Consider the following 12,475-nt stretch of genomic DNA (forward strand, 5'->3'; position numbering starts at 1 on the left):
GATGTTGGCTATGGGATAGCGATTACCGAAAGCCGGTTAGCATTGACAAATTTATATACCAAGCATATCTGGGCCCGGTTCGTGAAAATATTGAGATTATTCATACCTGTAACATAGATTGCTGTATAAGGTTCGACCATATGGCCCTCGCTAACGGCTAAATAACGAAGTTGATAAAAAGAACGACGAAATGTAATCAAAAAGATTGTGTTTTTTCGCCCTCAATCAACTCCCGATGGCTAAGGATGGCCTCAGTCAGAAATTTAGAAAAAATCCGTATTCTTGCTGTCTTACGCATATCCGTGTGTGTCAATAACCAAAGATCATAAGCCGGACTTGCTTCACCTGGAGGTACGCGTCTTAAAGCAGGCTCCGCGTCCCCTAGAAAACATGGGAGCTTGCATATGCCCATGCCCGCTTTTGTCGCTTCAAGTTGAAGCAGCATGCTTTTAAAAATTCCCTGAAGTGGCAAATGTGGATAATCTGTTTTTTTAACCCAATCAGGAAAGCCTGAATCACCAACATAGCTAATCCATCGGGCTGTTGAGCCATTTTCTAAATCGTGCTTCATTAAATATTCTTCTGATGCGTAAATAGAATGATAAATGTTGACTAGTCGCTTGCCTATAAGATTATCGGGTGGATTTTTCGTAAATCGCAACGCAACGTCGGCTTCACGTCTGCCTATGTCAAGTCGTTCGTAGGTTATAACGGCTTCAAGGGTAATATCGGGGTAGATTGTGCAGAACTCAACAAAATGTGGCATAAGTAAATGCGTGCTCAGGGCATCGCCCATTGTAACTCGAATAACGCCACTGAGTTTTTGGTCTTGACCAACGATGCGCCGCTCCAGACTAAGCATATCCTCTTCTATTTGTTCGGCTATACCTAACACCTCTTCACCCACCGAGGTGATCGCATAACCAATAGACGACCGATCAAATAATCGTGCGCCTAAATAATTTTCCAGCGATTCAACATGCCGCGCAATCGTCGAATGGCTGACTTCAAGTTTTTCACTGGCAGCACGAACGGAGCCGAAACGGCTTAAGGCTAAAAAATATTTAACATCATCCCAATTTAAGTTAGCCATTACGTATAGTTGCTTGTCGTTGAAAAAATCTGGTGTGCAATAAAAAAAAGTCGCCTTGGTCGATCCAAAAGTGTTTCATTTTTGCATACCTATGAAGCAATTATACATATTCCAAATCATTTTCGATGCGCATAAGATACCGCCACATAAGTAAATCCGCGCAATAAGTCGCAACGCTGCCCGTGCCCTTATTCGCCATGATGTTATTTAATCGAAATAAGGCGGCAACGCTGAATGAACCAGTACGGTTGGAATGATAATTTCCCCAAAGATATATATTTTATGGGCTGATAAAAAAACATTAAGCCGTATTTTAAAGAAAATGCAATTTATTTTATTTAAGTGTTAACAGGATATTAAGGATGAAAATTAGACTTATTTTAATAGCTTTAATGTTTTTTGTAATTGACGGTTGTTCTTCAATTCCAAAATCAGTTGAGGATCGCAGAAATTCTTTATCTTATTTTGAAGTGGATGGCGACCGACTTTCTTATACCGATAAAGGCCCTCAAAATGCCCAAGTGATCGTATTGCTTCATGGCCTTCCTTCTTCTTCTTATTTGTATAGAAATATTATCGACCCTTTGGTCAATAAGGGATTCAGGGTGGTAGCACCAGATTTACTGGGGTTTGGTGCGAGTGATAAACCTGACAACCCAACATCTTATGCATTCGAAGCGCATGCCAGACGAACATTTGCGTTGATGAACCATTTAAAAATAGCCAAAGCTAATTTCGTTGTCCATGACTTAGGCGGCGTAGTCGCTTGGGAAATGATGGGGCTTCATCCTGAACGATTTGAACGGCTTCTTATTTTAAATACGACAGCTTATTCGGAAGGATTTAATCCACCGTCAGAAATGAAAATGCTTGGAGGTGTGATGGGTGGCACCATGAGTAGCATGATGGAGGGAAACTTAATGGGGCCGTCACTGACACGAAAGTTTTTGTCCGAATTCTCGGCCTTTCCAGAGAAATTAACTGACGAAGATATAGCGCAATATTGGTGGCCAATCCATGAAGGCACGACACGGCCCATGCGTTTGATAGCAGAAAATTTCGACTCAATCGTGAAGAAATTTCCACGCTATCAAGCGATCTTAAAAGCATATCAAGGCCCTGTGATCCTTTTGTGGGGAAAGAAAGACAAGGTATTAAATTTTGAAAAAATTTCCTCCCAATTTGCACGGGATTTAAAGATTCCTCCAGAAAGAATCGTTCCAATTGAGGAATCGAGCCATTATTTGCAAGAAGACCAGCCTAGAATTGTCGTCGCCAAAATCTTAGAGTTAATGTCTATTCCTGCTCAATAAATCAAGGCTTGATGTTAGTGCGGCTGTGAACAAACGTAATTTTTTATAACCATCAAAATAGTAGCCGATATTTAGGCAAAAGAGGAGCAAATGATGCACAAAGCGACCGTAACTTTAGAACCAAAAACCTTGGCGAACGCAGCCGATGGTGCGAAAGAGGTATTGGAGACTGCCCATTCAAAATTGGGCTTTATTCCAAATCTTTATGGAAATATGGCTAACTCTCCGGGTGCGCTTGTAACCTATTTCTCTGGATATAACCAATTCAGGGAGCATTCTGGGTTTACCCCTGTCGAGCAGGAAGTCGTCTTTTTAACGATTAGTAAAGAAAATGGCTGCGGTTATTGCATAGCGGCTCATTCCATGATCGCAGACAAAATGTCACATGTGCCTGCCCAAGTAGTAATGGCCATCCGCAACGGAGAAATTATCCAAGATCCAAAGCTTGCAGCGCTTTCAAACTTTACCCGTAGGCTTTTGCAATCTCGTGGCCTTCCAATCGATTCTGAAGTGAGGGAGTTCCTGCAAGCGGGGTACAAAGAGGAACAAATCCTGGAAATAATTCTTGGAATCGCGGTGAAAACGATAAGCAATTATATAAACCATGTGTTTAACACTTCAATTGACCCGTTTTTCGAAAATTATATATGGCAAGAAAAATAAACATAAACTCTAAGAGGAGAAAACCATGAATCTACTTAAATCAATATTTATTAGCAATTATATGATGGTGGCGATGGGAATTGCCGGATATGCCGGATGGAGAATTTTTCATGGCGCTGACATAATTGCCTGGGGCGGTGTCTTGTTGGCTACTGCACCACTGATGATGCTAATTGGCTGGCTAATGATGTTTAAGAACGCGGCACGAACTAGCAAACATTTTCCGGTCATCAATCTTTTGGGTGCAATGGGTACCGGGATGGCTGCGTGGGCTTGGCACGGACAAGGCGTGAGCGTATTTGTGCCAATTGGCCCGTTAGCTCCCATATTGGCGTTAATTGGATGGGGCGGTTTTTTATTGTATGTCTATTGGTATTCAAACTATGGACGCAAGCCAAGTCCAAGGCTCAAAGTAGGTTCTTCCTTGCCAAATTTTACTGTTAAACATGCCAACGGTACACTTTTGCAATCAAGCCAGTTAACCGATAAACCTACCATCCTGATTTTTTACCGTGGCAATTGGTGCCCTTTATGCGTGGCTCAAGTCAAAGAGCTGGTGGCGAAATATAAAGATCTTGATGCGCTAGGTGCACGAGTTGCCCTGATTTCTCCACAACCTCACGCCAATACGGTGGCCCTGGCTAAAAAATATGGCGTGGAATTCGAATTCTTAACTGATGAAGGCAATGCAGCCGCCCGAACATTAGGGATTGACCAAAATCATGGTTTGCCAATGGGCATGCAAATGATGGGCTATGATAGTGAAACCGTAATGCCAACCGTGATAATTACCGATGCAAATGGCAAAATTATTTGGGTTCACGAAACTGACAATTACCGAGTACGGCCTGAACCCGATGTGTATTTGGAAGTTCTTCGTAAACGGGTTGTCATGGCTGATGCTTGATTGCTCTCTTCTCCAATAACGGCAAGAGTTGGCTGTTTCATCCCATGCGGCAGACTCACTCTTCCGATTCTGATCAAATCTGAAAAATTAGTTGTGGATAGCTTGCTTTGGGCATTTTGCCAAAAGCAAGCGGCAAAAATCTAAAGCGATAGGGACACGCCTTAGCTAAACCTCAATAATACTATTGTCCTTATTCATAAAACATTCTTCGAAAGTCCCATCCCTTTACGCGTGATTAACCAACGCGATCTTCAGATTGTTTTGTAATTTCATTTAGCAAAGGCGCTTCTAAATTTACACATAAATGACAGTTAAAAGCTTGAGTGGACAATCTAATGTTACGCATATTGTATAGTTAAGATGGCAATATTATGACGCACATATCTATGATGTCATATTCATGTAAATTTTTGTTTCAAAATTGAAGAATAGAATTACAAATAACGGTATTCCAACTGTTTGTAATAATATTTAATATGGACATCGCTACAAGGTGGGTGTCTAGTAGCTCCGTTTGGACAAATTTTAGGTTAATTAATGAAGCATTTGATCGATAACTAATTGAATAATAATACAAGTGTATAACGGTAGCTTAATAATTTTTGTCTATAACTTCCAATAAATAGATATTGGCCTTAGGTATAGAAGTTATGGGCTTTTACATGCAAAAATTAAGCTATATTTTTTATTTAAAAGTATATGTCGTTGGCTATTTAAGAAGTGGTTATAGGTTAGTTGAATGATGGTTTGTAAGCTTTATATTCCGATTATTTATTGAGTTTAATAATGCCGGATATTTACTTTAAAATTATGTGTACAAGTAAATATTTCAAAGTATTAATATTTAATTTTTCACAGAAAACAGGTGCATATTTTGATATTTTATTGTTGGTATTTAGCTTTACAAATCTTTGCCTTGTGTAAGATTTTTGCTATTCCGAAAGTAGCCTTTTAATTTGTTTATAGTGTTTTCACATTTTTTTTAATAAAAAATATTAATTTAGTAGGAATATAATTTATGAGTAATAAAAACAGCAAAAATATATTGCTATCCGCATCAATAACGGCATTGTTAGCAACAAGCCCTACCGTATTTGCGGCAGGCAATACAGTCGTTACCCAATGGAATGAAGCAGCTTTGGAAGCGATACGCATTACACATCCAGGCCCACCTATTGTTGCACGGGCTTTGGCGATAACCCATACTTGCATGTACGATGCCTGGGCAGCTTATGACATAAAGGCCAAAGGCACCCGTTATGGCAACAACCTACGTCGCCCTAGCAACGAGAGTACTAATACAAACAAAGAAAAAGCGCTAAGTTTTGCCGCGCACGAATGTTTATCAGACCTTTTCCCGACTGAAGTTAGCAGCTTTAACGCTTTAATGACAACACTCGGATACAACCCAAGCGATAACAGCACTGATACGACAACGCCTGCTGGAATAGGCAATGTTACAGCTAAAGCCGTATTAGATTTTCGCCACCATGACGGCTCCAACCAATTAGGCGATCTGAATCCAGGTGCCTATTCGGATTATACGGGGTACTCCCCTGTTAACACGCCGACTGCTATTAACAATCCCAACCATTGGCAACCATTGGAAATTAACGGTAATGTTCAGAAGTTCATTACACCGCATTGGGGAAATGTTATTCCTTTCGCAATGAAATCAGGTAACCAGTTCCGTAAGACTTTGCTAAAGCCTGCTGACTATTTTAAAGATCCAGAGCGGTATCAACTGCAAGCAAAACAAGTTTTGGAGTATAGCGCAAAATTAACCGATGAGAAAAAAGTCATCGCCGAATACTGGGCGGATGGCCCTGCCTCAGAACTTCCTCCAGGTCATTGGACATTATTTGCCGAATACGTTTCTGACCGTGACCACCACACGGTAGACCAAGACGTTAAAATGTTCTTTGCTATGACCAATGCAGTGTTCGATGCCAGTATCGCAAGTTGGGACGCTAAACGTTTCTTTGATTATGTAAGACCTGTTACCGCGATTCATTTTCTCTATGCGGGGCAACAAATTGAATCCTGGCAAGGGACAGTTGATGGCGCAGATTGGAAGCCTTATCAAGCGGCTAATGTCGTGACCCCCCCATTCGCTGAATACATTTCTGGACATAGCGTTTTTAGTGCCGCCGCAGCGGAAACATTAAAGCTGTTTACGGGTAATGACAACTTTGGCGGTAGCGTCACTATCGCAAAAGGTTCATCAAGAGTGGAACCCGGTTTAGTCCCAACAAATGACACAGTCCTGTATTGGGCAACATTCAGCGACGCAGCGGACGAAGCAGGTATTTCCAGACGTTTTGGCGGTATCCACTTTATAGACGGTGATTTGGAATCCCGTAAGTTGGGTCGTGTTATTGGTCAAAATGCTTGGAATAAGACGCTTAGTCTTTTCAATGAAGAGAGCCATCATGGTCATTCAGATGATCATTCCCATTCCCATGACAATTAATTGACCAGAAATTAAAGTCAATTACCTGGGTATTTGTAGTAGGAAAACCTTGCATGGTTTTCCTACTCAATTTGCAACAATTTTGTTTTATGAGACTAGTTTGGTTTCGACAAATCTTGAAAAATACGTATTTTTTTCGGGTATGAAGTTCACAATATTAATGACAAAAATTAACTAAGTATAAACATCTAACTGTTTTAAAAACATAGTCTAAGCTTAAGGTTTTCAACTGACACATTAACTTTATATGTTGCCGCCCCTTGAGCTTACAGAACCCGAGCGCCTGACTTTGCAAGAACTTGCCGACCACCACCCCTATGCTGATTTCCGCCGCCGTGCCCTGGGCATCCTGGCGCTCGGCAAGGGGCATCCGCCCCGCGTGGTGGCGGACATCCTCGGGGTCACGCTGCCGACGCCTTACAATTGGGCGAAGGCGTGGCACGCCAAGGGGCTGGTGGGCTTGCTGGACGGGCATCAAGGCGGCGCGCCCGCGAAATTGACGGCGGTGCTGCTGGACACCGCCGAGGCCGTCGCCCGCGCCGCGCCCTGCACCTTGGCGCAGATTGACCAAGCGTTACGCGAACGCCACCCAGACGCCCCGCCGTCCAGCCTGGCCAGCGGGCTGAAAAAACGCGGGCTGTCCTTTATCCGGACGCGGCTGTCGTTGAAAAAAAACGCTGCCCCGACCGGTTCAAGGCCGCACAGGCCAACCTCAGGCGTTGCCAGGGCGCGGGTCAACGTGGTCGGTGCACTGGACTACGCCACCGGCACGACCTGCACGGCCAGCCCGTCAGGCGCGATGCCGTGGTCGCCCTGGTCGACCGCATCGCAAGGCGCGGCGAAAGGATGCCGCTGACGCTGGTGGTGCTGGACAATGCCCGCACCCATCACCACATCGACCCCGAAAAATTGGACGAATGGTTGGTCGAGCACCGCCTGGTGCTGATGCACTTGCCGCCGTACAGCCCGGAACTCAACCCCATCGAGATCGTCAGGAAGCACCTGAAGTACCACTGGCGGCGGTTTGTCACTTGGTCAAAAGAGGAACTGTTCGAACAAGTGCAAAACCTCATGGCGGGGATTGGGTCAAATTTTAAAATTAGTTTCACGTGAATACTTAGATAAAATCCTATATTTATTTCATTGAACCGGGATGGATATTAACCCAACAGTTTAGCAAGGGCTATTATAAATAAATGATGTGGTTAATTGGTGAATAGGCATGCCAAATTATATAAATACCTTGTATTTTCTGGATCTTTTTAAAAGTTTCCCAAAAGTATATTTAAAACGAAAATTTTCTAATTTATATTCATGTGTATATAAAGATGAATAAATCAGTAAAAATAAATTTTATTGCAGTTACAAGTATAGTTTTATTTATTTTAATACTGTCTACACAAACTATTGCTGCTGAGCAGAATAATTCCGATCAATGGCTCGTTTCACCACGGCTTGCGCGGATTGAAAATGTCACTATGCCAGATACTGATTCATTGGCTTCGGGCAAAAAATTGTATTTGCGAGAATGCTTGCAATGTCACGGAGAAACCGGCAAAGGCGATGGGCCGATGGCTACTTATATGGGAAAAAAGGTGGCCGACTTAACGGATGCGAACATCTTAAGCCAGTCTGACGGTGCCATTTACACCAAAATCAGGGTAGGCCGTGTGCCAATGCCCGGTTTCAAAAATGAGTTGTCTAAAGATGAGGTCTGGCATGTAGTCAACTATATCCGATCTGACTTTGGTCACAAGAAGGCTCAATCACCAACGCCCCAAGATGCAAATAAGAGCGATGTTGCGAATCAAACCGGTGACCAAGCCCATGATGAATTGTTCAAAAAAACCGAATTTCCTTCTGCCCAAGAATGTGGTGCCTGCCATCAAGAAATTTACCGAGAATGGTCGGTTTCGCGCCATGCGTTCGCACAGATAAGCCCTACATTCTTGGCTTACCAAGCGACGTTGGTGAAACTGACCAAGGGAACGTTGGGTGATTTCTGCGAGCGTTGCCACACCGAAGTTGGCATGTTTACCGGTGAGCCTATTATCACAAGTAATAGCAATCGTTCCAAAGTCGCATTAGAAGGCATTACCTGCGTCGTGTGCCACCGGGTACCTGAGGCATACGGCAAGATTACCGGACGTTTTCCTCTTGAATCGGGAGACATCACGAGCCCAATTTACGGCCCACGGAAAGGCGATGAACTTAAGCACGTGCTTGATGCCTATTCGGACAACCCGCCTAAAACCCACAGAGAAGCACGCTTACTTGAGCAGGTTTCGCAACCGGGATTTTGCGGTCGTTGCCATGACGTGCGCCTCGTTAACGGTATCCGGTTCGAGGATTTGTTTAGCGAGTTCAAACAGACCCCTTCGGCTAAACGCGGTGAAACCTGCCAAAGTTGTCACATGGGACCGACCCCCGGAATTGCTTCCGAGTACCCACATGCGTCAGCGGCGATTGTCCGCGGTGAGAAAACTCGGCCTGCCCGACGAACCAACCATATGTTCCCTGGCCCTGACAGTTCTATAGTTCATCCCGGTATCTTCCCCATCAACCCGGAAGCGCAAGAGTTTGCAAAACCGGAGGAGTGGTTGACCTTTGATGTTGAAGCGGGTTGGGGAACTGAACAATTTGAAAACAACGTGCCCAAAGACACAAAGTTTCCCGGTATTTGGGCAGCCCCCGAAGAACGTAAAGCAGCACGGGAAATTATCGAACAACAGTTGAAGTTATTGGATGAAAACCGAACTGCCGCTACGACCTTGATGCGCAATGGTTACGGGCTTGGTGGCATCAAAATTCTTGAAAAAACGAATGGCCTTAAGTTCGACATCGAGGTCAGGAACTTGACCGACGGACACAGCGTGCCGTCAGGACTAATCGCTGAACGTAATGTTTTTTTACAAGTCACGGTTATCGATGCCGACGGGACTGAATTATTTCGCTCCGGCGACCTTGATCCCAACGGAGATGTCCGCGATATCCATTCTCTGTATGTACACAATGGCAGTCTGCCTCGAGACGAACAGCTTTTTAACCTGCGCTCCCCAATCTTGGTAGGTACTATTCATGGTGGGGRGCGCGAACAGGTGCTGCCGGCTAATTATTCCTTGAATCCTTTGATTTATACGCGGCCATCAGACGCACCATCGTTGCTTTTTGGTGGCTTGCGCGACCTTCGGTTGCAAAAGAAAAGTATCGAGGCCAATGGTAATCGTTGCGCGAGTTATCATGTTGATTCGAAATACCTCACTGGCAGAATGCCCTATCGTTTGAATATCAAGCTCGTGGCAGGGCAACTACCGCCACATTTGATCAATGCCATTTCAGGCGTAGGCTTTGAGTACGGGCTCAGTACGCGTGCAGTTGGCGACAAGTTGGTTGACCTTTACCGTGTGTTGTGGGAACGTCATGTTGTCATTGAATAGAATCACTATCAAGCCGTTGTTTGAGGCGTCTTGTTGGATAGCGCTTTTCACAGTCTTTGTGTGCCCGTCGCAGGCGGCTCAAGAAAGCCAGCAGGTAAACAAGTTGCCTAGCGTATCGTCTACGCATTATCAAGCAGGCCAAACAACTATCTCCGAAGGACGTACCTCTGTTGATTTTTATCATCGACCGACTGGTACTGCGTTGAACGACAAAGCCTCATTGCTGTTATCGGACAAAGTTGTACCTTATCCCGCAACAACTGTGGAGCGACCAAGACCGCTACTTGAACTCGGCGACCCGTTCTTGGGGAACGGCACTATCCAGCCTGGCGTAAAAACGCCGACAAGCCAAATGCTCCAACCCTGGTTTTTAATTTTCGGTACTTTCCGTAGTGCTGTACAAAGTTACGACAACGGTGATCGAAATACCGTCGAATGGGCGAATCGCTTAGATTTGAACGGTAACCTCAATTTATCAGGTACAGAGCGTGTCTTTTTTTACATGCGTCCACTTGATGGTCAAGCCGGAGGCTATAGCGGTTACAACTTCGAACCCAACAATACAGACGGTTGGCAAGACGATTTCAACGCCAGATTGACTAAGCTCTATTTTGAAGGCGAATTAGGAGAAATATTTCCAGGATTAGATCCAACTGATTCCCATGCCTATGATGTAGGCTTTTCCATTGGTCGGCAACGCTTACAACTTCAGGACGGAATGCTCATGAACGACATCGTCGATATGATCGGAATCACCCGTAATTCCCTCGTATTTGATGGCATATCAAATCTCCGCATCACGGGTTTATACGGCTGGAATAACGTCAATCGCGGCAACAACGCACTTGTAAACAACAACCATGAACACTCCGTAAATCTATTCGGTTTTGAAGCTGAAGCTGATACTGCCTTGAACAATACTCTCTCTCTGGATCTGCTTTATGTTGACGATGACCACGATAAAAATGCTTGGTATGTGGGGGCTGCATCGACCCAACGTTTCAGTTGGCTCAACAGCACTTTTCGAATCAACGCGTCCATACCTGAAGGTAACGGGTCGCAGACGGTGGGAAGCGGCGTACTTCTGCTATCCCAACTGTCTAATACATTATCCAGTACTGACAACATCGTTTATTTCAATACGTTTTTAGACATAGATCGGTTCACGTCGGCTGCTCGTAGTCCCGATCAAGGTAGCCCGGTAGCTAACCTAGGGATCTTGTATGCGCCTATAGGTATGGGGCGTTATGGGATGCCTCTTGGACGACCGATCGACGATACCATCGGCACAGCAATCGGTTACCAGATGTTTCTTGATGGCATCGATAGCCAGCTTATTTTTGAAATTGGGGGTCGTACCAGTACCCAAAGCAATAGGGATGAAAGCGGCATTGGGGTTGGTGCCCGCTATCAACATACATTCGGAACACACCATGTCTTGCGCTTGGATTCTTTTGTCGCCGGACAAGAAAACCAGGATATTGCTTACGGCTTACGTACCGAGTGGATGGTCAAGTTTTAACGCATGGTTAAATTTTATTAAGGCAAATAGCTATGCGTGTTTTTTAGAGGAAAAATCATGGGCGAATCCACAGAAATACATTTCAATACGTATAGGCGCTTCAAAAATATTTCCGTCAGCGAAAAAATTTTGAATACCTGTTTTCTATTGGCAATAGGAATCGGTTACCTCGTTGCGTTGGCGAATATGTACTACACCCACCAAGGGCTCGACGGTAAGGCTGGTTTATCCGTCAATGATGTGATGATCAATTACCACGGCTCTCCCGACCAAACCCGCTTAGGTGCGGCAATTAAGGGGGCGATGGAGGCTAATTTAAAATATAAAAGCGACAAGGATGTGATCTTAAAATGGATACAAAATAATGCTACAGAAGAGGAATACAACGATCATATTGCCGCCATATTGAACCGGGATTGTATCGGATGTCATTCTCCTGCCGTTAATCCGTCGCTGCCCAATCTGACACATTATTCCGGTGTGACCGAGGTTGCCCATGCCGGCGGGGTAACTTTGCCATCCTTGATTAGGGTATCGCATATACATTTGTTCGGCATTGCGTTCGTCCTGTTTTTTATAGGTAAGATTTTTATCCTTTGCGATATGAATGTCCTTGTCAAAAGAGTCGCTGTGATCATTCCGTTTGTGGCGATGTTATTGGATATCTTATCGTGGTTTATTACGAAATCAATTCCTGCTTTTGCCTATGTTGTCGTTGCCAGTGGCGCTTTGATGGGCATCTCGATGGGCTTACAAATCTTGACCAGCATTTCTCAAATGTGGTTTTATTCAAAAGAAAAACAAGAAACGGTAAAAAAATACGTTTATCTTAAAGGCACGAATTAAAAAACAGATTAATCCGAAAAAACGGATTCAGCTCTGAAGTGCAGTCCTAATAATCATCCGGCCTTTCGCAAAGTATCTGCAAAAAAGACCGAAGGGTGATTTGTACCAAAAGGGTATAAATAAGGGTTTCCGGGGACGGTTGTTGTATTTTTTCATCACTTGAGACCTTACATGGACGCCCACATTTTGCAAAGCATTCACTGTCTGATGATGAGTTGGTT

Annotated in this window: 11 protein-coding genes; 9 read left to right on the plus strand and 2 right to left on the minus strand. The window is 44.2% G+C overall.

Going from position 1 to position 12,475, the window contains the following annotated elements:
• Nucleotides 1-196: 196 nt before the first annotated feature.
• Nucleotides 197-1,093 carry a LysR family transcriptional regulator gene (locus tag MGMO_RS17035; RefSeq protein WP_023496316.1) on the minus strand — a complete coding sequence of 299 codons (897 nt, stop codon included), beginning with the start codon at nucleotides 1,091-1,093 and terminating at the stop codon, nucleotides 197-199.
• 362 nt (nucleotides 1,094-1,455) lie between these two features.
• Here MGMO_RS17035 and MGMO_RS17040 point away from each other — a divergent pair, with 362 nt between their 5' ends.
• The 3 genes from MGMO_RS17040 to MGMO_RS17050 all read left to right on the plus strand — a co-directional run bounded on the left by MGMO_RS17040 (nucleotide 1,456) and on the right by MGMO_RS17050 (nucleotide 3,976).
• Nucleotides 1,456-2,406, plus strand: coding sequence for an alpha/beta fold hydrolase (locus tag MGMO_RS17040; protein WP_023496317.1), 951 nt, complete (start codon nucleotides 1,456-1,458; stop codon nucleotides 2,404-2,406).
• Nucleotides 2,407-2,496: 90 nt separating this feature from the next.
• A complete protein-coding gene (locus MGMO_RS17045; RefSeq protein WP_036308560.1) occupies nucleotides 2,497-3,069 on the plus strand; it encodes a carboxymuconolactone decarboxylase family protein in 573 nt (190 codons plus the stop codon).
• 25 nt (nucleotides 3,070-3,094) lie between these two features.
• A complete protein-coding gene (locus MGMO_RS17050; protein ID WP_023496319.1) occupies nucleotides 3,095-3,976 on the plus strand; it encodes a peroxiredoxin family protein in 882 nt (293 codons plus the stop codon).
• 960 nt (nucleotides 3,977-4,936) lie between these two features.
• Here the strand turns inward: MGMO_RS17050 and MGMO_RS19745 are convergent.
• Nucleotides 4,937-5,188, minus strand: a complete 252-nt coding sequence (locus MGMO_RS19745; RefSeq protein WP_152976393.1) for a hypothetical protein — start codon at nucleotides 5,186-5,188, stop codon at nucleotides 4,937-4,939.
• Here MGMO_RS19745 and MGMO_RS17055 point away from each other — a divergent pair.
• The 6 genes from MGMO_RS17055 (at nucleotide 5,187) to MGMO_RS17080 (ending at nucleotide 12,254) form a co-directional block, all read left to right on the plus strand.
• On the plus strand, nucleotides 5,187-6,449 hold the full coding sequence (locus MGMO_RS17055) for a vanadium-dependent haloperoxidase (protein WP_152976394.1): 1,263 nt from the start codon (nucleotides 5,187-5,189) through the stop codon (nucleotides 6,447-6,449). The genes MGMO_RS19745 and MGMO_RS17055 overlap by 2 nt on opposite strands.
• A gap of 247 nt (nucleotides 6,450-6,696) precedes the next feature.
• Nucleotides 6,697-7,305, plus strand: a complete 609-nt coding sequence (locus tag MGMO_RS17060) for a helix-turn-helix domain-containing protein (RefSeq protein ID WP_023496321.1) — start codon at nucleotides 6,697-6,699, stop codon at nucleotides 7,303-7,305.
• A complete protein-coding gene (locus MGMO_RS17065) occupies nucleotides 7,296-7,562 on the plus strand; it encodes a transposase (protein ID WP_235557316.1) in 267 nt (88 codons plus the stop codon). The genes MGMO_RS17060 and MGMO_RS17065 overlap by 10 nt, the downstream gene beginning before the upstream one ends.
• A 365-nt stretch (nucleotides 7,563-7,927) precedes the next feature.
• The gene (locus MGMO_RS17070) at nucleotides 7,928-9,886 is read left to right on the plus strand and encodes a c-type cytochrome (RefSeq protein WP_161808515.1); all 1,959 of its coding nucleotides are present in this window, start codon (nucleotides 7,928-7,930) and stop codon (nucleotides 9,884-9,886) included.
• The gene (locus MGMO_RS17075; RefSeq protein ID WP_235557317.1) at nucleotides 9,879-11,408 is read left to right on the plus strand and encodes a hypothetical protein; all 1,530 of its coding nucleotides are present in this window, start codon (nucleotides 9,879-9,881) and stop codon (nucleotides 11,406-11,408) included. Before MGMO_RS17070 ends, MGMO_RS17075 begins: the two co-directional genes overlap by 8 nt.
• Nucleotides 11,409-11,465: 57 nt before the next feature.
• Nucleotides 11,466-12,254, plus strand: a complete 789-nt coding sequence (locus tag MGMO_RS17080; protein WP_023496325.1) for a hypothetical protein — start codon at nucleotides 11,466-11,468, stop codon at nucleotides 12,252-12,254.
• Nucleotides 12,255-12,475: the final 221 nt, after the last annotated feature.

Origin of the sequence: Methyloglobulus morosus KoM1, assembly GCF_000496735.2 — a bacterium.
Classification (GTDB): domain Bacteria; phylum Pseudomonadota; class Gammaproteobacteria; order Methylococcales; family Methylomonadaceae; genus Methyloglobulus; species Methyloglobulus morosus.

What these genes read in the sequence shown, in the direction of transcription:
- MGMO_RS17055 (WP_152976394.1), top strand. Translation starts at nt 5,187, where the DNA reads ATGTACGATGCCTGGGCAGCTTATGACATAAAGGCCAAAGGCACCCGT.
- MGMO_RS17080 (WP_023496325.1), top strand. Translation starts at nt 11,466, where the DNA reads ATGGGCGAATCCACAGAAATACATTTCAATACGTATAGGCGCTTCAAA.
- MGMO_RS19745 (WP_152976393.1), bottom strand. Translation starts at nt 5,188, where the DNA reads ATGCAAGTATGGGTTATCGCCAAAGCCCGTGCAACAATAGGTGGGCCT.
- MGMO_RS17035 (WP_023496316.1), bottom strand. Translation starts at nt 1,093, where the DNA reads ATGGCTAACTTAAATTGGGATGATGTTAAATATTTTTTAGCCTTAAGC.
- MGMO_RS17045 (WP_036308560.1), top strand. Translation starts at nt 2,497, where the DNA reads ATGATGCACAAAGCGACCGTAACTTTAGAACCAAAAACCTTGGCGAAC.
- MGMO_RS17040 (WP_023496317.1), top strand. Translation starts at nt 1,456, where the DNA reads ATGAAAATTAGACTTATTTTAATAGCTTTAATGTTTTTTGTAATTGAC.
- MGMO_RS17060 (WP_023496321.1), top strand. Translation starts at nt 6,697, where the DNA reads ATGTTGCCGCCCCTTGAGCTTACAGAACCCGAGCGCCTGACTTTGCAA.
- MGMO_RS17050 (WP_023496319.1), top strand. Translation starts at nt 3,095, where the DNA reads ATGAATCTACTTAAATCAATATTTATTAGCAATTATATGATGGTGGCG.
- MGMO_RS17065 (WP_235557316.1), top strand. Translation starts at nt 7,296, where the DNA reads ATGCCGCTGACGCTGGTGGTGCTGGACAATGCCCGCACCCATCACCAC.